The 21,575-nt window shown below is 50.0% G+C and carries 21 protein-coding genes; 6 read left to right on the top strand and 15 right to left on the bottom strand.

All coding sequences use genetic code 11. The features are described 5' to 3' along the window. Positions 1-184: 184 nt before the first annotated feature. Positions 185-1,660 carry a glucose-6-phosphate dehydrogenase gene (gene zwf / locus EDF88_RS20295; protein WP_064511936.1) on the bottom strand — a complete coding sequence of 492 codons (1,476 nt, stop codon included), beginning with the start codon at positions 1,658-1,660 and terminating at the stop codon, positions 185-187. A 481-nt stretch (positions 1,661-2,141) separates the two neighbouring features. Between zwf and EDF88_RS20290 the strand changes: the two genes are divergently transcribed. Together EDF88_RS20290 and pyk are read left to right on the top strand one after the other, a co-directional pair. Continuing rightward, on the top strand, positions 2,142-3,011 hold the full coding sequence (locus EDF88_RS20290) for a MurR/RpiR family transcriptional regulator (RefSeq protein ID WP_064511937.1): 870 nt from the start codon (positions 2,142-2,144) through the stop codon (positions 3,009-3,011). A 130-nt stretch (positions 3,012-3,141) separates the two neighbouring features. Beyond that, complete coding sequence (pyk, locus tag EDF88_RS20285; protein ID WP_064511938.1) at positions 3,142-4,584, top strand: pyruvate kinase; 1,443 nt, start codon at positions 3,142-3,144, stop codon at positions 4,582-4,584. 58 nt (positions 4,585-4,642) lie between these two features. Here the strand turns inward: pyk and lpxM are convergent, their stop codons facing one another. The 3 genes from lpxM to znuA form a co-directional block, all read right to left on the bottom strand. Beyond that, on the bottom strand, positions 4,643-5,617 hold the full coding sequence (gene lpxM, locus EDF88_RS20280) for a lauroyl-Kdo(2)-lipid IV(A) myristoyltransferase (RefSeq protein ID WP_134186820.1): 975 nt from the start codon (positions 5,615-5,617) through the stop codon (positions 4,643-4,645). A 123-nt stretch (positions 5,618-5,740) separates the two neighbouring features. Then, positions 5,741-7,063, bottom strand: a complete 1,323-nt coding sequence (mepM, locus tag EDF88_RS20275; RefSeq protein WP_074391971.1) for a murein DD-endopeptidase MepM — start codon at positions 7,061-7,063, stop codon at positions 5,741-5,743. A gap of 15 nt (positions 7,064-7,078) precedes the next feature. Continuing rightward, positions 7,079-8,023 (bottom strand): zinc ABC transporter substrate-binding protein ZnuA, encoded by a 945-nt coding sequence (gene znuA, locus EDF88_RS20270; RefSeq protein ID WP_134186818.1) that lies wholly within the window; start codon positions 8,021-8,023, stop codon positions 7,079-7,081. Positions 8,024-8,102: 79 nt separating this feature from the next. Here znuA and znuC point away from each other — a divergent pair, with 79 nt between their 5' ends. Together znuC and znuB are read left to right on the top strand one after the other, a co-directional pair. Further along, positions 8,103-8,858 carry a zinc ABC transporter ATP-binding protein ZnuC gene (gene znuC, locus EDF88_RS20265; protein WP_064511941.1) on the top strand — a complete coding sequence of 252 codons (756 nt, stop codon included), beginning with the start codon at positions 8,103-8,105 and terminating at the stop codon, positions 8,856-8,858. Continuing rightward, positions 8,855-9,640 (top strand): zinc ABC transporter permease subunit ZnuB, encoded by a 786-nt coding sequence (gene znuB, locus EDF88_RS20260; RefSeq protein ID WP_134186816.1) that lies wholly within the window; start codon positions 8,855-8,857, stop codon positions 9,638-9,640. The genes znuC and znuB overlap by 4 nt, the downstream gene beginning before the upstream one ends. A gap of 87 nt (positions 9,641-9,727) precedes the next feature. Here znuB and ruvB read toward each other — a convergent pair whose 3' ends face one another. The 6 genes from ruvB to aspS all read right to left on the bottom strand — a co-directional run bounded on the left by ruvB (position 9,728) and on the right by aspS (position 15,135). After that, the gene (gene ruvB, locus EDF88_RS20255; RefSeq protein ID WP_134186814.1) at positions 9,728-10,735 is read right to left on the bottom strand and encodes a Holliday junction branch migration DNA helicase RuvB; all 1,008 of its coding nucleotides are present in this window, start codon (positions 10,733-10,735) and stop codon (positions 9,728-9,730) included. Between the two features lie 21 nt (positions 10,736-10,756). Further along, positions 10,757-11,368: a Holliday junction branch migration protein RuvA gene (gene ruvA / locus EDF88_RS20250; RefSeq protein ID WP_134186812.1), complete on the bottom strand. Its 612-nt coding sequence runs from the start codon at positions 11,366-11,368 to the stop codon at positions 10,757-10,759. 197 nt (positions 11,369-11,565) lie between these two features. Beyond that, the gene (gene ruvC, locus EDF88_RS20245) at positions 11,566-12,087 is read right to left on the bottom strand and encodes a crossover junction endodeoxyribonuclease RuvC (RefSeq protein WP_034455116.1); all 522 of its coding nucleotides are present in this window, start codon (positions 12,085-12,087) and stop codon (positions 11,566-11,568) included. Positions 12,088-12,130: 43 nt separating this feature from the next. Then, positions 12,131-12,874 carry a YebC/PmpR family DNA-binding transcriptional regulator gene (locus EDF88_RS20240; protein WP_064512136.1) on the bottom strand — a complete coding sequence of 248 codons (744 nt, stop codon included), beginning with the start codon at positions 12,872-12,874 and terminating at the stop codon, positions 12,131-12,133. Between the two features lie 19 nt (positions 12,875-12,893). After that, the gene (nudB, locus tag EDF88_RS20235) at positions 12,894-13,343 is read right to left on the bottom strand and encodes a dihydroneopterin triphosphate diphosphatase (RefSeq protein ID WP_064511945.1); all 450 of its coding nucleotides are present in this window, start codon (positions 13,341-13,343) and stop codon (positions 12,894-12,896) included. Between the two features lies 1 nt (position 13,344). Continuing rightward, positions 13,345-15,135: an aspartate--tRNA ligase gene (aspS, locus tag EDF88_RS20230; protein ID WP_134186810.1), complete on the bottom strand. Its 1,791-nt coding sequence runs from the start codon at positions 15,133-15,135 to the stop codon at positions 13,345-13,347. 260 nt (positions 15,136-15,395) lie between these two features. On the opposite strand from aspS, the gene EDF88_RS20225 reads away from it, so the two are divergent. Both EDF88_RS20225 and EDF88_RS20220 read left to right on the top strand, forming a co-directional pair. Beyond that, positions 15,396-15,962 (top strand): hydrolase, encoded by a 567-nt coding sequence (locus tag EDF88_RS20225; protein WP_134186808.1) that lies wholly within the window; start codon positions 15,396-15,398, stop codon positions 15,960-15,962. Between the two features lie 100 nt (positions 15,963-16,062). Next, positions 16,063-16,296 carry a hypothetical protein gene (locus tag EDF88_RS20220; protein WP_134186806.1) on the top strand — a complete coding sequence of 78 codons (234 nt, stop codon included), beginning with the start codon at positions 16,063-16,065 and terminating at the stop codon, positions 16,294-16,296. Between the two features lie 38 nt (positions 16,297-16,334). On the opposite strand, the gene EDF88_RS20215 is transcribed toward EDF88_RS20220, so the two are convergent. The 5 genes from EDF88_RS20215 to EDF88_RS20195 form a co-directional block, all read right to left on the bottom strand. Next, positions 16,335-16,898: a hypothetical protein gene (locus EDF88_RS20215; protein WP_134186804.1), complete on the bottom strand. Its 564-nt coding sequence runs from the start codon at positions 16,896-16,898 to the stop codon at positions 16,335-16,337. After that, a complete protein-coding gene (locus EDF88_RS20210; protein WP_134186802.1) occupies positions 16,895-19,306 on the bottom strand; it encodes a fimbrial biogenesis usher protein in 2,412 nt (803 codons plus the stop codon). Before EDF88_RS20210 ends, EDF88_RS20215 begins: the two co-directional genes overlap by 4 nt. A 20-nt stretch (positions 19,307-19,326) precedes the next feature. Then, positions 19,327-20,028 (bottom strand): fimbria/pilus chaperone family protein, encoded by a 702-nt coding sequence (locus EDF88_RS20205; protein WP_134186800.1) that lies wholly within the window; start codon positions 20,026-20,028, stop codon positions 19,327-19,329. Between the two features lie 105 nt (positions 20,029-20,133). Then, positions 20,134-20,808 (bottom strand): DUF1120 domain-containing protein, encoded by a 675-nt coding sequence (locus tag EDF88_RS20200; RefSeq protein WP_064558496.1) that lies wholly within the window; start codon positions 20,806-20,808, stop codon positions 20,134-20,136. Positions 20,809-20,873: 65 nt separating this feature from the next. Next, a complete protein-coding gene (locus EDF88_RS20195; protein ID WP_134186798.1) occupies positions 20,874-21,551 on the bottom strand; it encodes a DUF1120 domain-containing protein in 678 nt (225 codons plus the stop codon). Positions 21,552-21,575 lie beyond the last annotated feature (24 nt).

The raw sequence follows: 21,575 nt of genomic DNA, 5'->3' as shown, positions 1-21,575 counted from the left end.
TGTTACCGGTAAAATATGAATCATTTGTTACACGATTTTTGCAAAATCCGAGGAGTTTTATCTCCTAAATCATTCGAGTTGCATTGAGGCGGCGACGCAGCGAATCCCCAGGAGCTTACACAAGTAAGTGACTGGGGTGAGCGAGGAAAGCCAACAAAGAGGCAACTCGAAGGATGACGGAGATTTATTCGAACTCGTTCCACGAACGCCCATCACGGGTGATCATTGCCACTGAGGCAACCGGTCCCCAGGTTCCAGCCTGATAAGGTTTAGGTGCATCGTTGTCCGCGGCCCAAGCCTCGGTGATGGAATCTACCCACTTCCACGCTTCTTCCACTTCATCACGACGCACGAACAGTGCCTGAATCCCACGCATGGTTTCCAGCAACAGGCGCTCGTAAGCATCTGCCAGATGTGACTCGTTGAAGGTTTCGGAGTAGCTCAGATCAAGCTTAGTGGTTTGCAGGTTGTGCTTGTGTTCAAGCCCTGGCACTTTGTTGAGCACCTGAATATCCACACCTTCGTCCGGTTGCAAACGGATGGTGAGCTTGTTCTGTGGCAAATCTTGCCAGGAGTCTTTGAACAAGTTCAATGGTGGGCTTTTGAAATAGACCACGACTTCAGAGCACTTGGTTGGCAGACGTTTACCGGTACGCAGGTAGAACGGGACTCCTGCCCAGCGCCAGTTATCAATATCGACACGAATGGCGACAAAGGTCTCGGTGCTACTGCTTTTGTTCGCACCTTCTTCTTCCAGGTAACCCGGGACTTTTTTACCCTGCGCAAAGCCTGCGGTGTATTGGCCACGGACAGTTTTCTCGCGCACATTGCTGCGGTCGATACGGCGCAAGGATTGCAGTACTTTTACTTTTTCATCGCGAATATGGTCGGCGGTGAGATCGGACGGTGGAGACATGGCAATCATGCACAGAATTTGCAGCAAGTGGTTTTGAATCATGTCGCGCATCTGCCCGGCCTGGTCAAAGTAACCCCAGCGCCCTTCGATACCCACTTCTTCCGCTACCGTGATTTCCACATGATCTATGGTTTTGTTATCCCAGTTATTGGCAAACAGGGAGTTTGCAAAACGCAACGCCAGTAGGTTCAGTACCGTCTCTTTACCTAAATAGTGGTCGATACGATAGACCTGGCACTCTTCAAAATACTCGCCAACCTGGTCGTTGATTTCCTGGGAAGTCGCAAGCGAGGTACCTAGCGGTTTTTCCATCACAACACGAGCAGGTTTAGCGTTGAGTTTTGCCTTGCCCAGACCTTTGCAGATTGCGCCAAAAGTATTCGGTGGCATAGCAAAGTAGTTGATGGTGACGCGATTTTGCTGATCGAGCATTTTACCGAGTTTGGTAAAGGCTGCAGTATCGTTAACATCCAGGTTGCAAAAATCGAGACGGCTGCTCAATTTATCCCACAGGCTTTCGTCGATCTTTTCCTTCATAAAGGTTTCGATCGCTTCGCGCACTACTTTGGTATAAGCCTCTTTATCCCAGTCTGCGCGGCCCACGCCCAGGATGCGCGTCTCCGGGTGGATCTGCCCTGCCTTCTCCAGTTGATACAGGGATGGCAGAAGTTTCCGACGCGCAAGGTCGCCCTTTGCGCCGAAAATCACCAGGTCACATGCCTGAGCTGTCTGTGTTACCGCCATGTCTTTTCTCCTCGTTTCGGATGTCCGGGCTCTCCCATCATGCTTCAAGCTGCAGGGGTGTTGGCTGCACTCACACATCCCAGTCACTTACTCAAGTAAGCTCCTGGAATGTGCTCTTTTGCCGCCTACCTGCAACTCGAATTATTTCGGGAGGTTAACTCCGGCCCGTGTGTAATTTAATTACAGAATAATGTACTGCTTTTGCTGAGTTCAGGTAAGTCTTCAGCCATTATTTGATCGCATTCATGGGCAAGATTTGGCCGCCAGTGCCATTTCACGGCAATAAATCGAATTTTTCGAAGTTTCGTTGTTGATGTATATCATGTCGAAAGTTAGACACTGATCATGTTATGAAAAAAAACAACATCCTTACATCGATTAACTTGTCCAATCACTAATGGGCAAGCGTATATTCTTGCTAAATCGCGTCACGATTTCTCCATTTGTTGAAATCGATAAAATCCATGAATGCCGGACACCTATGAATATGCTGGACAAAATCCAGTCTCAACTGGAACACCTTAGCAAATCAGAACGTAAAGTCGCAGAAGTGATTCTTACCGCACCACAAGATGCCATTCACTCAAGCATTGCAACCCTTGCCCGCAGTGCCGATGTCAGCGAACCGACAGTCAACCGCTTTTGCCGCCGCCTTGAAACCAAAGGCTTTCCAGATTTTAAATTACATTTAGCGCAAAGTCTGGCGAATGGCACTCCATATGTAAACCGGAATGTTGACGAAGACGATAGCGTTGAAGCTTATACCGGCAAAATTTTCGAATCCGCTATGGCAAGCCTTGACCAGGTACGGCAATCATTGGATATGGCAGCAGTCAATCGTGCTGTGGATTTACTCACCCAGGCCAAGAAAATCGCTTTCTTCGGTCTAGGTTCTTCAGCCGCTGTAGCACATGACGCAATGAATAAGTTCTTTCGCTTTAATGTGCCCGTTATCTATTCCGACGATGTCGTTTTACAACGCATGAGCTGCATGAATTGTAGTGAAGAAGATGTCGTTGTACTCATCTCGCATACCGGGCGAACTAAAAATCTGGTTGAACTCGCTCAATTGGCGCGTGAAAACGATGCCATTGTACTGGCGATAACCTCAGAAGGCTCGCCGCTGGCCCGCGAAGCGACACTCTCTTTATTGCTCGATGTCCCTGAAGACACTGATATCTATATGCCAATGGTGTCACGGCTTGCACAGCTCACGGTCATTGATGTGCTGGCGACAGGCTTTACTTTGCGTCGTGGTGCGAAATTCAGAGATAACTTGAAGCGAGTCAAAGAAGCGCTCAAGGAATCGCGTTTTGATAAGGGGCTGTTTGTCTCTGGCGAGAACAAGTAAGTTTTTATAACAAAGCTGTAACTTTTTAGGTCATTCGGTTAAGTTGTTGCTTTGCGTTTTCAACGCACGCTGATTTACCGAATCTTTTGTTAACGCAACACCAAAGTTGTTTCAGTCAACGGAGTAATACATGTCCAGACGGCTACGTAGAACCAAAATCGTTACCACTTTAGGCCCGGCCACAGATCGCGACAATAATCTGGAAAAGATTATCGCAGCTGGCGCTAACGTGGTGCGTATGAACTTTTCCCACGGCACCGCAGAAGATCATCAGATCCGTGCCGATAAAGTTCGTGAAATTGCAGCGAAACTGGGGCGTCATGTCGCTATTCTGGGCGATCTGCAAGGGCCGAAAATTCGTGTTTCTACCTTCAAAGAAGGTAAAGTTTTCCTTAACATCGGCGACAAATTCTTGCTTGATGCCAACCTGGGCAAAGGCGAAGGCGACAAAGAAAAAGTCGGTATCGACTATAAAGGTCTGCCTGCTGACGTCGTGACAGGTGACATCCTGCTGCTTGATGACGGCCGCGTACAGTTAAAAGTGCTCGAAGTACAAGGCATGAAAGTGTTCACCGAAGTCACCGTGGGTGGCCCGCTGTCGAACAACAAAGGTATCAACAAGCTGGGTGGCGGCCTGTCCGCTGAAGCGCTGACAGATAAAGACAAAGCCGATATCCTGACGGCTGCGAAAATCGGCGTTGATTACCTGGCGGTTTCCTTCCCACGTTGTGGCGAAGACCTGAACTACGCTCGCCGCCTGGCGCGTGAAGCAGGTTGTGATGCGAAGATTGTCGCTAAAGTGGAACGTGCCGAAGCCGTTTGCAGCGAAGAGGCAATGGACGACGTGATTCTGGCATCAGACGTGGTGATGGTTGCCCGTGGTGACCTGGGTGTTGAAATCGGTGACCCAGAGTTGGTCGGTATTCAGAAAACCCTGATTCGTCGTGCACGTAAGCTTAACCGTGCGGTGATCACCGCGACTCAAATGATGGAGTCGATGATTACCAACCCAATGCCAACGCGTGCTGAAGTGATGGACGTGGCGAACGCCGTGCTGGACGGTACCGACGCGGTAATGCTTTCTGCTGAAACGGCTGCGGGCCAATACCCTGCTGAAACCGTTGCTGCAATGGCGCGTGTTTGCCTGGGCGCTGAGAAAATCCCAAGTATCAACGTTTCCAAGCACCGTCTGGACGTACAGTTTGACAACACAGAAGAAGCGATTGCGATGTCTGCGATGTACGCGGCAAACCACCTGAAAGGTGTTACTGCAATCATCACAATGACTGAATCTGGCCGCACCGCACTGATGACTTCACGTATCAGCTCCGGTTTGCCAATCTTCGCGATGTCTCGCCATGAGCGCACGCTGAACCTCACCTCTTTGTACCGTGGTGTTACGCCTGTGTTCTTTGATAGCCCAAGCGACGGTGTTGCAGCTGCAAACGATGCGGTGAACCTGCTGCGTGATAAAGGTTACCTGGTTTCTGGCGACTTGGTTATCGTCACTCAGGGCGATGTGATGAGTACCATTGGTACCACCAACACCACGCGTATTCTGTGTGTTGAGTAATCCATTCACAGCATAAATGCAAAAGGGGCCAATCGGCCCCTTTGTTATTTCTTATTCTTTATTTCTTAGGATACAACTCTTTGCGGCGGTAAGGTTCAGTCTCCCCTTCCTTACGCGTTTTAAGCAATTTCAGTATCCAGGTGTATTGCTCAAGATTCGGACCCACCAAAATTTCCACTTCTTCGTTCATACGCCGAGCAATGGTGTGGTCGTCTGCATTAAGCAGGTCGTCCATCGGCGGGCGAATATGAATATCCAGGCGATGCGTCTTGCTGTTATAAACAGGGAACAGCGGAACAACATGCGCACGCGATATTTTCATTAAGCGGCCAATCGCTGGTAATGTCGCTTTGTATGTCCCGAAGAAATCAACAAATTCACTGTGCTCGGCACCGTGGTCCTGGTCTGGCAGATAATAACCCCAATATCCCTGACGCACAGAGCTGATAAACGGCTTAATCCCATCGTTACGTGCATGCAGGCGGCCACCAAAACGGCGACGCACGGTATTCCACATGTAATCAAATAGCGGGTTGCCCTGATTGTGGAACATCGCCGCCATTTTCTGCCCTTGAGACGCCAACAGCATCGCAGGGATATCCACAGCCCAGCCGTGCGGTACGAGGAAGATGACATTTTCTTCGCGTTGTTTGAGCTCATCGATAATCTCTTTACCGTGCCAGTCAACGCGCTGCATGACTTTTTGCGGATCTTTAATCGCAAGCTCCGCCATCATCACCATCGCCTGAGGAGCGGTGGCAAACATTTCATCAATAACAGCTTCACGTTCAGCTTCCGGCATATCGGGGAAGCAATACAGCAGGTTTATTTGTGCACGACGGCGCGCACTTTTACCCAAGCGTCCGGCAATACGCCCTACTTTGCCCAAAAGCGGATCCCGTAATGACGGCGGTAACATAGCAAGCCCTGCGAAAGCGCCAACACCTAACCAGGCGCCCCAAAATTTCGGATGCAAGAAGGCCTTTTGAAATTCAGGAATGAACTCACTGTGACTTTTTTTTGCTTTTTCCATGCATATTCTCAGTACAGCATCAAATCGTTGATGACATGAATTTGTAAGTATCTTAGCGGGCTAATGCCCATCAGACAAAGAAAAAGCCGGCAACAAAGTACCGGCTTTTTTCATAATGATGGATTAATTGAAGCTAAGTTGCGGTGTGACTTCACGAACTTGAGCCAGATAATCGTTACGATCCGAGCCTGTCAGCCCTTCGGTACGAGGCAATTTCGCGGTTAATGGATTTACCGCCTGCTGGTTAACCCACACTTCATAATGCAAATGCGGCCCCGTAGAACGCCCGGTATTACCTGAGAGAGCGATACGGTCTCCACGTTTCACTTTCTGCCCTGGCTGAACCAACAGCTTTTTCAGGTGCATATAACGAGTGGTATATGTACGACCATGGCGGATAGCGACAAAGTAACCTGCCGCACCACTGCGTTTGGCCATAACAACTTCACCATCACCGACAGCCAGCACCGGAGTACCTTGCGGCATCGCAAAATCGACACCTTTGTGCGGGGCCACACGCCCGGTTACCGGGTTGAGACGGCGTGGATTAAAGTTTGACGAGATACGGAACTGTTTTGCAGTCGGGAAGCGCATAAAACCTTTCGCAAGACCGGAACCGCTGCGGTCATAGAATTTGCCGTCTTCCGCACGAATGGCGTAGTAATCTTTACCACTGCTGCGAAGGCGCACACCCACCAATTGGCTTTGTTCACGTTTGCCATCGAGCATTTCGCGTGACATCAGCACAGAAAACTCATCGCCTTTCTTCAGTTTGCGGAAATCCATTTGCCACTGCATGGCTTTGATAACCGAGCTAATCTCGGCACTGGTCAATCCGGCATCTTTCGCACTACTTACAAAACTATTGCCAACCGTGCCTTTCAGCACATTGTTAACCCATTCGCCTTGCTGCATTTCACTGCTGAGTTTGAAAGTACTGCCTGAACGGTCGTATGTGCGCGTTTCGCGGCGTGACATTTCCCATGTCAGGCGCTGAAGTTCGCCATCGTCGTTTAACGTCCAGGAGATCTGTTGGCCGATTTTCAGGTTACGCAGGTCTTTATCTACCGTCGCGAGTTGGCTGATATCGCCCATGTCGATACCATACTGATTCAGGATGCTACCGAGCGTATCCCCTGTCGACACGACATATTCATGAACACCCGTTTCACCGGCAGTTTTATCGTCCAGCTCATCTTGCGGGATTGTGTCGTCTTCTGCGTCCGGAGACTGATCTAGCGGTTCACTGGCTTCAGGGAGTAACGAACGAATTTCGTTTTTCTCAAGCTCAATGGTTTTAATGACGGGGCTGGCTTCAGGATGATAGACGTACGGTCGCCAGACAGCGACCGCAAGTGTAAGAACTGTAAGAGACCCCAGCATAACGCGGTGGGGCCGGGACAAATTGTCGAATGCCAGGGCGACAGAGCGGGCTATCTGTTGCACGTATTCACTTCCTCATTAATCTCCTTTCAGGCAGCTCGCATATTGGTTCGCAAGCCCGTTCAAAAACTGCATATAGCTGTTTTTGCCGAGCTTAACTTCAATCCCCAGTGGGTCCAGCGTTCCGTTTCGAACGTTAGTGCCACGGGCTACGGCATTAATTACTGCTGGCCTGAACTGCGGCTCAGCAAAAACGCACACGGCTTTTTGCTCAACCAACTGTGTTTTGATGTCATGTAAACGCTGCGCACCAGGTTGGATTTCTGGGTTAACGGTAAAATGGCCAAGTGGCGTTAGACCGTAATGTTTTTCAAAGTAGCCGTAGGCGTCGTGAAAAACGAAATACCCTTTTCCTTTGAGGGGCGCGAGCACGCTACCAACTTGCTTATCGATATTGGCTAATCCTAACTCGAAAGTTTGCAAGTTGGCGTCAAGTTTGGCTCTATTTTGGGGCATAAGTTCCACTAATTTATCGTGGATTGCAACCGCTGACAGGCGCGCCACCTCTGGAGAAAGCCAAATATGCATGTTGTATTCACCGTGATGGTGATCTTTGTCACTATTTTCGGCTGAATGGTCATGTCCTTCGTGACTATCACCATCGTCGTCACTTCCCTTCATTAGCAAGGGTTGCACGCCTGGTAAAGAGGCCAGTTGCACTTGTTTTTGTTCAGCTAATTGGCTAACAGACTTCTGCATGAACGCTTCCATTTCTGGACCGATCCACACTACTAAGTCCGCGCTTTGTAAGCGTTTTACATCAGACGGACGCAGTGCATAATCATGCTCAGAAGCGCCATCTGGCAGTAAAACTTCTGTCGGCGTGACGCCATCAGCAATCGCTGCGGCAATAAAACCTAACGGTTTAATAGAGGCGACTACAGCGGCCTGTGCCGGTACAGCAGCAGCACCCAGAAAAGCAGTTGTTAAAGCTGCGCAAAGAAATGAGTTTTTATGTAACATAATGCGACTTTTCATCGTTATGAATATGAGATGTGTGATATTATAACATCCGCTAACTTCTGCAACCCCTGAAATTGTCATGACAAATCTGGTATCACTGGAAAATATCTCTGTTTCTTTCGGACAACGCCGTGTGCTGTCTGATATTTCACTCGATCTCAAACCGGGCCGCATTCTGACGCTGCTTGGGCCAAACGGTGCAGGAAAATCAACGCTTGTCCGCGTGGTACTGGGCCTGGTAGCACCTGATGAAGGTGTGATCAAGCGAGACCGCGACCTGCGAATTGGTTATGTACCGCAAAAATTACACCTCGATGCCACCCTGCCATTAACCGTTAGCCGGTTTATGCGCCTGCGTCCGGGTGTGAAAAAAAGCGATATCCTGCCCGCATTAAAACGCGTTCAGGCAGCCCATCTGATTGAAGCACCGATGCAAAAACTCTCTGGCGGCGAGAACCAACGTGTTCTGCTGGCCCGTGCGTTGTTAAATCAGCCGCAGTTATTGGTGCTCGACGAACCGACTCAGGGCGTTGATGTTAACGGGCAACTGGCTCTGTATAACCTGATTGATCAACTGCGTCAGGAGCTGAATTGCGCAGTGATGATGGTTTCACACGACCTGCATTTGGTGATGGCAAAAACCGATGATGTGTTGTGCCTGAATCACCATATTTGCTGTTCTGGCACGCCAGAAGTGGTGTCTATGCATCCGGAATTTATTTCGATGTTTGGTGCGCGTGGTGCTGAACAGTTAGGGATTTATCGCCACCACCATAATCATCGTCACGATCTTACCGGACGTATCGTTCTGCGCAGAGGGAATGGCCAGTCATGATTGAATTGTTGTTGCCCGGCTGGCTTGCCGGGATTTTGCTGGCATGCGCTGCTGGCCCGCTCGGCTCATTCGTTGTCTGGCGTCGGATGTCCTACTTTGGTGATACCCTCGCCCACGCTTCTTTATTAGGCGTCGCTTTCGGCCTGCTGCTCAATGTAAACCCATTTTATGCCGTGATTGCGGTCACCTTGATGCTGGCGTTAGGTCTAGTGTGGCTCGAAAAACGTCCACATCTGGCGTTAGATACCTTACTTGGAATAATGGCTCACAGCGCTTTGTCACTGGGTCTGGTCGTAGTCAGTTTGATGTCTAACGTTCGTGTCGATTTAATGGCGTATCTGTTTGGCGATCTGCTTTCAGTCACGATGCCCGATATTATCTCGATTGCTCTGGGGGTTGCCGTGGTCGTTGGCGTGCTGCTTTGGCAATGGCGAAATCTGTTGTCGATGACCATCAGCCCTGATCTTGCTCATGTTGACGGCGTAAACCTACAACGCGTGAAGATGCTACTTATGCTGGTGACCGCACTGACCATTGGTGTGGCGATGAAATTTGTTGGTGCACTGATTATCACCTCACTGCTGATTATTCCTGCGGCAACAGCGCGTCGCTTTGCGCGTACACCTGAACAAATGGCAGGTTTTGCTGTGATTATCGGCATGCTTTCAGTGACGGGCGGGCTAACGTTCTCCGCATTCTATGACACACCTGCCGGGCCTTCAGTGGTACTCAGTTCAGCGGTGTTGTTTATTCTGAGTATGGCAAAGAAGCAGCCTGCTTAAGATAGTGTTGGATGGCACTTGCGCTTATCCAACCTATAAATCCTCAAGGCGGATTAGCACGAACACCATCCGCCGTTTTACTCACTGCTATGCGTCTGGCGGCACAATCCCAAAGTGAGTCCAGGCTCTTGGCGTTGCGATACGCCCACGTGGAGTACGTTGCAGGAAGCCCTGCTGAATCAGGAAGGGTTCCAGCACATCTTCAATCGTTTCCCTCTCCTCACCAATTGCAGCCGCGAGGTTGTCCAACCCGACCGGGCCGCCAAGGAATTTGTCTATCACCGCCAGCAATAACTTGCGGTCCATATAGTCAAACCCTTCGGTATCAACGTTGAGCATATCCAGTGCTTGCGACGCTATGTCACCATTAATGGTTCCGTCATGTCTGACTTCCGAAAAGTCACGCACACGACGCAGCAGACGGTTGGCGATACGTGGTGTCCCACGCGCACGACGCGCCACTTCTAACGCGCCCTCCTCGCTCATTTCCAGTCCCAGCACGCTCGCGCTGCGGCCAACAATGTGCTGCAAATCAGCGACCTGATAAAACTCAAGGCGCTGCACAATACCGAAACGGTCACGCAGTGGAGATGTCAGAGAACCGGCACGGGTAGTTGCGCCAATCAGAGTAAAGGGTGGCAAATCAATTTTGATTGAGCGTGCGGCCGGGCCTTCACCAATCATGATATCGAGTTGGTAATCTTCCATTGCCGGGTAAAGCACTTCTTCGACAACCGGTGAAAGGCGGTGGATTTCATCAATGAACAACACGTCATGCGGTTCAAGGTTGGTCAGCATCGCCGCCAAATCCCCTGCTTTTTCCAGCACAGGACCAGAAGTAGTTCGCAGGTTCACGCCCATTTCGTTGGCAACGATATTCGCCAGTGTGGTTTTACCCAACCCTGGTGGGCCAAAAATTAACAGATGATCGAGCGCATCCCCACGCAGTTTCGCCGCCTGGATGAAAATTTCCATTTGCGATGTAACCTGCGACTGGCCGACATAATCCGCCAGAAAACGCGGGCGAATCGCGCGGTCGATTAACTCATCAGGGGTGATAGTATCTGGCGAAACCAGACGGTCTGCTTCAATCATCCTTCATCTACCTCAGGGGCTTTAAAGTGCTGCGCGTAATGCTTCGCGGATCAGGGTTTCACAATCGGCACCGGCTTTGCCGACTTTGCTAATCATGCGGCTGGCTTCTTGTGGTTTATAGCCCAGCGATACTAGCGCCGCAACAGCTTCTGATTCGGCGTCATCTGTTGCGCCACTTTCTGGAGCGGTCAGCACCAAATCTGACACCGGAGTAAACAGGTCGCCATGCATTCCTTTAAAGCGGTCTTTCATTTCGACAATCAAACGCTCAGCAGTCTTTTTACCAACACCTGGCAACTTAACTAATGAGCCAATTTCTTCGCGTTCAACAGCATTAACGAACTGCTGTGCCGACATACCAGAGAGGATAGCCAGCGCAAGTTTCGGGCCAACACCATTCACTTTGATCAGCTCGCGGAACAGGGTACGTTCTTGTTTGTTATTAAAACCGTAGAGCAGTTGCGCGTCTTCACGCACCACAAACTGGGTAAACACCACCGCTTCTTTGCCGATTTCCGGTAATTCATAGAAGCAAGTCATTGGCATGTGTACTTCATATCCAACGCCGCCCACTTCCATCAATACCAGCGGTGGCTGTTTTTCCAGGATGATGCCTCTGAGTCGTCCAATCACACTGCTTCCCCTACTGTTGCGTAAAAAATTTTGCCTATCATATAAAAAAGGCTGGATAAATATCCAGCCCATAGCCAAAATAATTCGAGTTGCAGGAAGGCGGCAAACGAACGAATCCCGATGAGCTGACTAAAGTCAGTGATTCGGGTGAGCGAGAGCAGCCAACGCACCTGCAGCTTGAAGTATGAAGGATATATTTATTTTAATCGTCCCCGCGCCAGATTAAGCCGCGTATCGCTCATCTGCATCGAGTTCTGCGTCACATGGCAATGCGTAATCGCGATAGCCAAAGCATCTGCAGCATCCGCTTGCGGATTCGCAGAGAGTTTCAACAAAGTGCGTACCATGTGCTGAACCTGGCTTTTCTCGGCACTACCGATGCCAACAACCGTCTGTTTAACCTGACGAGCCGCATACTCAAACACCGGCAAATCATGGTTTACAGCCGCAACAATAGCCGCACCGCGCGCCTGACCGAGTTTCAGAGCGGAGTCGGCATTCTTTGCCATAAACACGGACTCGATAGCAAAATATTCTGGCTGGAACTGGGTAATGATTTCGCTCACCCCCGCGTAGATAAGCTTCAAACGCGAGGGTAAGTCGGTAACCTGAGTACGAATACAGCCGCTACCTAAATAGGTAAGCTGCCGACCAGTTTGGCGAATGACGCCATAACCGGTAACGCGCGACCCCGGGTCGATGCCGAGAATAATCGCCATCACGCGTCTCCTGTAAACAGGTGTACGGTTTCAGACAACACCATTACAGGGTTGCCGCAACCTCGTCAGAGATCTCACCGTTGTGATAAACCTCTTGCACGTCATCACAGTCTTCGAGCATGTCGATAAGGCGCATCAGTTTCGGTGCAGTTTCCGCGTCCATATCTGCTTTGGTAGATGGGATCATGGAAACTTCGGCTTCGTCTGCTTTAAGCCCTGCGGCTTCCAGTGCATCACGTACTGCACCCATCTCTTCCCAGGCAGTGAACACGTCAATTGCGCCATCGTCATATGCAACAACATCTTCAGCGCCAGCTTCAAGAGCGGCTTCCATCAAGGTGTCTTCGTCTTTGCCTGGAGCATAAGAGATAACGCCTTTTTTGGTGAACAGATAAGCAACAGAGCCATCAGTTCCCAGGTTACCACCGCATTTGTTGAACGCGTGACGTACTTCAGCCACGGTACGGTTACGGTTATCACTCAGGCATTCAACCATGACTGCTGAACCACCAGGACCGTAACCTTCATAAATGATGGTTTCCATGTTGGCGTCTTCATCACCACCCACACCACGTGCGATTGCACGGTTTAAGGTGTCACGCGTCATGTTGTTGGATAACGCTTTATCAATGGCTGCACGCAGACGCGGGTTAGAACCCGGATCACCACCGCCCAAACGGGCTGCGGTTACCAGCTCACGGATAATTTTGGTGAAAATTTTACCGCGTTTGGAATCTTGCGCAGCTTTGCGGTGCTTTGTGTTGGCCCACTTACTATGACCTGCCATAAAAATATCTCCAAAATGGCTACCTTGCGGCAGCATTAATTACAAACTCTTCAATCGCTTGCCGGTTGCTCCACGACTTGGTCATAGCAGCCGCAGCTTGTGCGTCTGTCCATTCCCATGCCAGATGTTCCGAAATGGTAATCGGCTGTTCGTTTGGCAGCGCAAGACAGAACCAATATTCCGTATTGCGCGTGATGCCCGGCGCATAGCGATGACGTAAATGTGTAAAAATCTCGAATTCCACACAGCGTTGGCAGTCAATCAAGGCCAGTTGCTCTGAGACAACATCAATATCGACCTCTTCCTTTACTTCACGCTGCGCAGCATACAGCGCGGTTTCACCCTCTTCTATGCTGCCGGTAACCGACTGCCAGAAATCAGGATCATCGCGCCGCTGTAACATGAGCACCCGTCCGGTGTCTTGAGCGAAAATCACAATCAGTACCGAGACGGGACGCTTAAAGGCCATATCACTCGTTCTCGAGGGAAATGTCATTTTTGACTTTTTTAATCACTTCTATGCCCAGCTCAGTCAGAGACGCTGGGTTTGCAAAGCTTGGTGCTTCAGTCATCAGGCACGCTGCTGCGGTTGTTTTAGGGAACGCGATAACATCACGGATGTTGTCGGTACCGGTCAACAGCATAGTCAGGCGATCCAGACCAAATGCCAGGCCTGCATGCGGTGGTGTACCGTATTTCAGGGCGTCGAGCAGGAAGCCGAATTTCTCGCGCTGGTCTTCTTCAGTGATACCCAGAATGCCGAACACAGTCTGCTGCATCTGACCGTTGTGGATACGCACGGAACCGCCGCCCACTTCATAACCGTTGATAACCATATCGTATGCGTTCGCAACCGCTGCTTCCGGATCGGCCGCCAGTTCTTCTGGTGACATATCTTTCGGTGCGGTGAACGGGTGGTGCATTGCGGTCAGGCCGCCTTCACCGTTGTCTTCAAACATTGGGAAGTCGATAACCCACAGCGGTGCCCAGGCTTTTTCATCGGTGATGCTCAGATCTTTACCGATTTTCAGACGCAGTGCGCCAAGCGCATCAGCAACCACTTTCTTGTTGTCTGCGCCGAAGAAGATCATGTCGCCGTCTTGTGCGCCAGTACGGGTCAGAATCGCTTCAACGATTTCTGCATTCAGGAATTTAGCTACCGGGCTGGTGATGCCTTCAATGCCTTTAGCACGCTCGTTCACTTTGATATAAGCCAGCCCCTTCGCGCCGTAAATCTCAATGAACTTGCCGTAGTCGTCAATCTGTTTACGGCTTAACTGTGCGCCACCTGGCACTCGCAGTGCAGCAACGCGGCCTTTAGCATCATTTGCCGGGCCCGCGAACACTTTAAACTCAACGTCTTTGAGCAGGTCAGCAACGTCCACCAGTTCCATTGGGTTACGCAGGTCTGGTTTGTCAGAACCGTAACGACGCTCCGCTTCAGCAAAAGTCATGATCGGGAAATCGCCCAGGTCAACGCTTTTCACATCAAGCCACAGGTCGCGAACCAGTTTTTCCATCACTTCACGCACTTGTGGTGCAGACATGAAGGAGGTTTCAACGTCGATCTGGGTAAATTCTGGCTGACGATCAGCACGCAAGTCTTCGTCACGGAAGCACTTAACAATCTGATAGTAACGGTCAAAGCCAGACATCATCAGCAGCTGTTTGAACAGCTGTGGGGACTGTGGCAACGCGTAGAATTTACCTTTATGCACACGGCTCGGCACCAGGTAGTCACGCGCACCTTCCGGTGTGGCTTTGGTCAACATTGGGGTTTCAATATCCAGGAAACCGTGGTCATCCATAAAGCGGCGCACGAAGCTGGTGATTTTCGCACGCGTTTTCAGGCGGTTTGCCATTTCCGGGCGTCGCAGGTCCAGGTAACGGAATTTCAGACGCGCTTCTTCAGTGTTGACGTGGTTTGAATCCAGCGGCAGCGCTTCAGAACGGTTGATGATGGTCAGGTCGGTTGCGAAAACTTCCACAGCACCGGTAGCCATATCTTTGTTGATGTTTTTCTCATCACGCGGACGAACAGTACCGGTGATTTGGATGCAGAACTCATTACGCAGTTCAGATGCCAACTGGAACGCGTCCTGACGATCAGGGTCGAAAAACACCTGCACGATGCCTTCGCGATCGCGCATATCAATAAAGATAAGGCTACCGAGGTCACGACGACGATTGACCCAACCACACAGTGTTACTTGTTGTCCCACATGGGATTGATTTAGCTGCCCGCAATATACTGTACGCATGAGATATCCCTTAAATTAGCCGCTCACTGTCCACTACCTGCAACGGTGGCCACTATTTCTGTCTGTCATCTATTGATAAAAAAGGGGGTTATTATACTGGAAATAATGCCCCGCGATAAGCCCGATACGACTGACTGGCGTGTTTGAAAGCGCCATGTTCTGGTAAAACTCACAAAAATTAACAAAATTTGTAAACTATCGGCCCCTGGTTTCATCGTAAGGTATTAGCCGATCACCTTATTTTTCCCCGGAGTCACCCAATGTTAGAACTGAATACTTCACGAACCGCGCTGGTAATCATTGATTTGCAGGAAGGGATCCTGCCGTTTGCAGGCGGCCCGCACAGTGCACAGGATGTGGTGGCTCGTTCAGCAAAGCTTGCTGAAAAATTCCGTGCCAATGGTGCCCCCGTTATTATGGTGCGCGTTGGATGGTCAAAAGATTTTGCTGAAGCACTCAAGCAGCCCGTAGATGCACAAGCAGGTGCACATGCGCTGCCTGAAAACTGGTGGGTTTATCCGCAAGCACTGGGTAAAAAAGAGAGTGATATTGAGGTCACTAAACGCCAGTGGGGCGCATTCTACGGCACGGATTTAGAACTTCAATTGCGCCGCCGTGGTATTGATACCATTGTACTGTGCGGTATTTCTACCAATATCGGTGTGGAATCAACCGCCCGTAACGCCTGGGAACTGGGCTTTAACCTGGTCGTTGCCGAAGATGCCTGTAGTGCGGCCAGCAGCGAACAACACCAGGGCAGCATGACGAATATCTTCCCGCGTATAGGACGTGTTCGTAGCACTGACGAGGTCCTCTCCGCGCTGTGATATACGTTGGCCTTCCACAATGGTCGCACCCCAGGTGGGTGCGGTTGGTCGAGGAAATGTTTGATGAAGCCGAATTCTGGCTCCTCAGCGAGTAGCGTCTATGGATAACATGATCATTGGCTGGGTGAGGATTTACTTCCCTCGCCCAGGTGAAAAGCTTCCTGTCCCTTCGGAAGATATTCGTACCTTTGCCATTAAAGGCACTACTGGCGATCGCTGTTGTGTACCTGGATTCTGGGATGGGAATTGTCGCGTACTGTCCCTACCTGAGTACGAAAATTCGGGTAAAGCCATCATGGGTGCTGTAAGGCAGGGGAAGCGATATTGGCGATGAAAGACTTACCCCTGAAGAAAAATCCAGCTGTTTCGTGGTTAACTCCCATCAACAACAGTTAACGAAATGTCGGCGGCCAGCGTTGTGCGGTCGCTAACTTTAAATTCGCCTGGTGTTAATCGTGGTGTCACCGTTAGTGTGAAATTCATCTGTTTCCCCAGCGCCAAAGTGTTGCCAGCCATGGGCATAATCCCTTCATTGTTGCCAACCCGCAGTTCATCCGCGGCGCTGCCTTGTGCCACCAAACTTCCCTGATTATTCGTTTTACTCACCGCGTAATGTTGCCCATCCAGCGTGAGCTTGCTGACTTCCATGTTGATGTTGCTTTGGCTGCCGAATGTAAACTGGTCTTTGCCATTAGTTGTGCCACCGAAAAACACCGCGAATTTGCGTGCATCCGGGCAATAGACGCTGACATTGATTTCCTGTTCCTGCATCTCATTCCAGTCGCGGGATTTTTTCACAGCGTCGTCGGCGCGCAGCACGTGTAAATCCAGTGTGGGTTGCGACAGCGTTATCTGGCAATCACTGCTGGCAACACAAGGCACCGCCGTCACCAAAAGGGACACCAATGTTAGAGTGTGAAACAAATTTCTTTTCATCGACATACGCCCTCGCTTTGCTCGTAAAAGGCTTCTTTATCTTGCTTTTCAGGCAGTTTCCAGTGGATTTGGCACAGGCGCTTACCGTCATCATCGGCTGCGTACAGTTCAGAAACGCCGCCGACATCATTAAGGAAAACATGGCCATCATCGACGGCGGTCACAATGTAATTGCTCTTCTCATCAACCACAGAAACACCCTTTTGCAGCGGTTCGCCGTTCGCCAGTAGCACGCGCAGCATCACCCGGCGGGAATTCAACACTTTGAAGCCGAGCCTGCTCACCGAACCATGGCCGACGGCAACGACTTTTGTGCCGTTCGCCAGATCCATACTTTGCGGCAAACTGTTACTGTTAATTTCAATTCGCGCATTGCGATACAGCGGCATTCCCGGTACCACCGCCTGCCCCCATGCATCCGTCCAAATGATGCCTTGCGGGGTTGAAATTTCAATGCCGCCCACGGCTTCGCTAAGGCGTGCGATTGCAAACGTATCTTTCACGCTGTACGGCGAAAATGTGACGCCGTTCTCGTGCATAACCACCCCGCCGCTTAGCGTCATGTTGTAGTTAGTCTGGTGATTGCTGCCCGCCCCCGCGCCGACATCAAGCTGCGTGTAGTGCAGATTGGTATTAATGTCACCATTGAAACTGGTGTTGTTGTTCTGAATATCGCGGTCGGTTGAAACGGAATAAACCGTATTTTGCGTCAGAGAGCCGCTGGTTGTTGCGCCAACTGTAGTGTCATCACCCTGCTTTCGCATGTGCGTGCTAAAGCTTTCCGAGCCAAGCGGAATGCTAATGTTGACGTAGAAAATATCTTCATTGTTCTGATCTTTACTGCTGTTGCCCACCAGACTTTGCCAATTAACCTGCATGGAAATCCGCTCATAGGATTTGCTCCAGGTGGCATTCAGATAGCACGAATCTTTATTGTCTTTGCTGCCCTGGTTCAGACTGTAGCCAAGCGCCAGCGTGCCCAGGATTCCCTGGTTCCAGGTGACTGATGTGCTATAGCTGTTGGCATAGCTGGTGTAATTCTTATTCAACGCGTCGGTTAACTCGCGGTAATCCGCGCTGTATTTTGCAGCCGAGGCGGAAAATGACACCGTTTCCAGCGGATAAATCCCGAGTGAAATCTCGCCTTTCGTCCCTTTGCTTGAATCGCCAAAGGATTCTCTGCTTGCCAGCAGACGGGTGCCAATGTCCCAGTTTGTCGTGGGCTGGTATTCCAGCAATGCGCCTGCGGCCTGGTAATCTTTCGCCTGCACCCCGGAAGCGGTAAGGCTGATATCGTGATGCAAACGCCACGCGTTGGAATAGTTCGCCACCATCGGGTTGCTGTAGTCCGAACTCACATCTCTGACTTGCCCCACAGATAATGAAAAACCCTGCGGACGCGTAAAACGCTGCACGTTCAGCGAGGAATACGCAATGACGTAATGGTTCGATGAGCCGTCGGTTTCAACAACCGTAATATCCAGATCGGTATTACTACGAATTATCGGCACGTTATCGAGGGTGAATGGCCCCGCCGGCACTAATGTCGAATAGACAAGTTGGCTCGTCTGGCGCACTTCAACACGCGCCTGCGCACCGCGAGCAATACCGCGCACCGTGACACCGGAATCGCCCGAAAACAGCGCACTTTCCGGACTCCACTGCACGCCATTAATTGGCGTACCGCTGAATAAACCGGAGATAGCATTCACCTGCCCTATTTGTAACTGGCGTTTTTGCTCGACAAAGGTATGTGCCGCGTAGGTGTACAGGCTGTTGGCGGTGAAATCTCCATTGTTGCTGGTGATGACGTAATTGCTGCGTAAAAACCAGTCAGCAATATTCATACCGCCTTCAAGCATCGCCTGGCGGTAATCAGAACTGCTGCTGTCATAACGGCTCGAGGTGCTAAAAAGGTTGTAGTTCAGCACACCTGCGCTGCCACCGTGTAAAACGTTAGATAGCGCACCGTCCGGATCGTTTGCTACCGCTTCAGGCGGGACAACAATTACCAGTTGTTCGCCGTTAGGCAGTGGCGTTATGGTCGCTGTCGAGAATTCTTCATGATAATCGTGGCAGCTTTTTGCATCCGGCTCTTTAATTGCCTGAAGCCCTGCGGCGCTTAGGAATTCGTTATCCACGCACAGTTCGCCTTTCTGCCCAAAACGAACGGCGATAGTGCCTTTATCTTTGCCATTCACTTTTAAAGAAACGGGGTGCATGCCCGGTAAAAATTTAGCTTCATTAGCAAAATAGGTATTCACGCTGGCATCCACGCCGCGCTTTTTTAAGATTTCAGTATCAAATATATATTCTGTCGCCCAGGCACTATGACTTAACAGCATTACAGGTAAAGAACTGCGCAGAATAACGCGCAGGCAAAATGACAGGTCTGACAATTTATACATACTGATTCTCTTAACTTCGACTACTTATTGAGTGGCGCGGTATAACTCGCAACTTCAATGCCGTAACGACTGGCAGGTGAAAACTTAACCTGGCTATCGGTTGTAGCAGGTTTATTCAATGTGGCTGTCAACGTTTCGCCCGGCAGAATATAGGGCTTGCCGATTCTGGCGTTTGCCCCTGAAGGCAACGTCTGGACTGTAAGCGCAAGGCGCACCACATATGGGCTTGGGTTTTTAACGGTGATGGTGCTGCCAGTACTTGTCCAGTTCAGCAACGTCCAGGCATCTTTTACAATTGGCAGGTTTTTCGGGTGAATTAATACCGGAATATCCTGACGTAAATTAAAACCAACTTTCATAGACTTAGAAAAATCTTTCGGCGGAATACCTTCAAAAACAACGCGTTTTAAATGCTCGGTGGTTAATGGCGCATCACTCTTCATAATAAAACGCAATTGCTGAGTCTGGCCGGGTTCCACTCGCACCACCGGTTGCGTAACATTCAGGTGAACGCCTTTGTCATCGGGTAAATCGGTGATGGTGGTATATAATAAATTTGGCAAAGCATCGGTATTCACCAGGTTTATTGTACCGCCCATATTGGATTCATCAATAATGAGCAGCGATGTTTCCGGGACTAAACCTGCAGCAAATACGGGAGTAGCGCATAGCAAAGAAACACTCAACAACGCGCGGCGAGATAATGGAGAAGATATAAACATTTTCAGTTAATCCTGTAATTATTACACGCCAGTCCGTGCTGTAATATCGTTAATAAAAAAGGGGGCAGCAAAACTGCCCCAAATACTCAGCGTTACACAAATAAATCAGAGATAAACCAGGCTGATAGTCGTTTGACCATCTAACTGGGTATCGTCAGCAATCGCCAGCGCTTGTGTTCCCTGAATCGCCAGTGCCACGCGTAATGGGAATGTCGCGTTAGTGAAGGAGATTGGGTCAACCGTTGCGCTGTCTGCCACGGTCATTTTACGGGTGGCATTGTTATTCATAGCACCCAGGCTATTCGGGCTCCATGTGGTGTTACCGTCGTCGCGGGAAATAGCAGATTTGTTTGCGCCATCAGCCATTACGTTAGACAGCACAGCAATGGTATAGGCACCGATATTCACGCCGCCTGTGGTTTTGCCCACGCCGAACTGGTTAATCGCGTTCTGGCTCTGGGAACCATCTGCAAAGGCGTTATTAATTGGCAGCGTTGCCAGGCTATCTGAACGGTTATCCATGGTTGTCCACGCAACTTTAGACGGTGCGTCGCAGCTGATGGTTAATACCAGGTCACGCGAGCCTAATTGGTTAGTCCCGGTCGCAGATAATTCGCCTAAACGAACAGTCCCGAAATCTGCCACGCCACCATTGCTCAGCGTTGGAACACATGCCGAATTAGTTAACGTCCCTGTTACGTGCAATGTTGCAGTTTCTGTTGCCATGGCTGCACTGATGCCAGCAATAAGCAAACTTATTGCTAAAGTTAATTTTTTCATAATAACCTTCAATAATTAAATGAACTCAGAAATCAAATGTATTTGAGTTGATTGATATTTATCTCTCAGAGATAAACCAGGCTAATTGTCATCTGACCATCAAGTTGAGTGTCATCGGTAATTGCCAGGGCATTTGTTGATTTAATGGTTGCCGAAACAATCATTGGGAATACTGCTATGGTAAATGCGATTGGCATTTTGTCATCACCACCCACAGAGGCAGTACGGAAATTAGAATCCTGACCGTGCATAAATGGCGTCGTGGTCCATGGGGTTTGAGGTGACTGATCTTTTTGCCTATACATAATTGTCGCCAGCACGCCATCAGCTGTTACACCCGATGCTGGCACTTCAATAGCATAAGAGCCAATACCCACGCCCGCAGCGGTTTGACCCAGGCCAAATACCTGGCTTGTGGCCGTCATGGTGTAATTACTGTCTACGAAATGGACCGGTAAGTTAGGGTCGGTAGCAGAACGGTTATCTAGTGATGTCCAGCCCACTTTCGTTGGCGAATCACAAGAAATAGAAAATGTTATTGTACGTTCACCCAATGCGTTATTTGCCGTCGGAGATAATTCGCCTAAACGGATAGTGCCAAAATCAACCACGCCACCATTACTCAAATTAGGTACACATGCTGAATTTGTTAATGTCCCTGCCACTTTTAATGTGGTGGTTACGACAGCCCATGATGGACAAGCGCTTGCAAATAAAATACTTGCCAGAAATACCTTTTTCATAAAACCCTCACTGGAGTAAAAGAG

The sequence above is a fragment of the Buttiauxella sp. BIGb0552 genome (genome assembly GCF_004366275.1).
Lineage (GTDB): Bacteria > Pseudomonadota > Gammaproteobacteria > Enterobacterales > Enterobacteriaceae > Buttiauxella > Buttiauxella gaviniae.
The sequence above is the reverse complement of the archived record's forward strand: the minus strand, read 5'-3'. Positions and strand labels throughout refer to the sequence as shown.

Bases quoted from the DNA above. Each gene is read 5' to 3' on its own strand.
- ruvB (WP_134186814.1), bottom strand. From the start codon at position 10,735: ATGATTGAAGCAGACCGTCTGGTTTCGCCAGATACTATCACCCCTGAT.
- znuA (WP_134186818.1), bottom strand. From the start codon at position 8,023: ATGTTACATAAAAACTCATTTCTTTGCGCAGCTTTAACAACTGCTTTT.
- EDF88_RS20290 (WP_064511937.1), top strand. From the start codon at position 2,142: ATGAATATGCTGGACAAAATCCAGTCTCAACTGGAACACCTTAGCAAA.
- zwf (WP_064511936.1), bottom strand. From the start codon at position 1,660: ATGGCGGTAACACAGACAGCTCAGGCATGTGACCTGGTGATTTTCGGC.
- znuB (WP_134186816.1), top strand. From the start codon at position 8,855: ATGATTGAATTGTTGTTGCCCGGCTGGCTTGCCGGGATTTTGCTGGCA.
- EDF88_RS20240 (WP_064512136.1), bottom strand. From the start codon at position 12,874: ATGGCAGGTCATAGTAAGTGGGCCAACACAAAGCACCGCAAAGCTGCG.
- EDF88_RS20205 (WP_134186800.1), bottom strand. From the start codon at position 20,028: ATGTTTATATCTTCTCCATTATCTCGCCGCGCGTTGTTGAGTGTTTCT.
- EDF88_RS20200 (WP_064558496.1), bottom strand. From the start codon at position 20,808: ATGAAAAAATTAACTTTAGCAATAAGTTTGCTTATTGCTGGCATCAGT.
- EDF88_RS20210 (WP_134186802.1), bottom strand. From the start codon at position 19,306: ATGTATAAATTGTCAGACCTGTCATTTTGCCTGCGCGTTATTCTGCGC.
- ruvC (WP_034455116.1), bottom strand. From the start codon at position 12,087: ATGGCGATTATTCTCGGCATCGACCCGGGGTCGCGCGTTACCGGTTAT.
- pyk (WP_064511938.1), top strand. From the start codon at position 3,142: ATGTCCAGACGGCTACGTAGAACCAAAATCGTTACCACTTTAGGCCCG.
- lpxM (WP_134186820.1), bottom strand. From the start codon at position 5,617: ATGGAAAAAGCAAAAAAAAGTCACAGTGAGTTCATTCCTGAATTTCAA.
- EDF88_RS20220 (WP_134186806.1), top strand. From the start codon at position 16,063: ATGGATAACATGATCATTGGCTGGGTGAGGATTTACTTCCCTCGCCCA.
- EDF88_RS20215 (WP_134186804.1), bottom strand. From the start codon at position 16,898: ATGAAAAGAAATTTGTTTCACACTCTAACATTGGTGTCCCTTTTGGTG.
- EDF88_RS20225 (WP_134186808.1), top strand. From the start codon at position 15,396: ATGTTAGAACTGAATACTTCACGAACCGCGCTGGTAATCATTGATTTG.
- nudB (WP_064511945.1), bottom strand. From the start codon at position 13,343: ATGGCCTTTAAGCGTCCCGTCTCGGTACTGATTGTGATTTTCGCTCAA.
- aspS (WP_134186810.1), bottom strand. From the start codon at position 15,135: ATGCGTACAGTATATTGCGGGCAGCTAAATCAATCCCATGTGGGACAA.
- znuC (WP_064511941.1), top strand. From the start codon at position 8,103: ATGACAAATCTGGTATCACTGGAAAATATCTCTGTTTCTTTCGGACAA.
- EDF88_RS20195 (WP_134186798.1), bottom strand. From the start codon at position 21,551: ATGAAAAAGGTATTTCTGGCAAGTATTTTATTTGCAAGCGCTTGTCCA.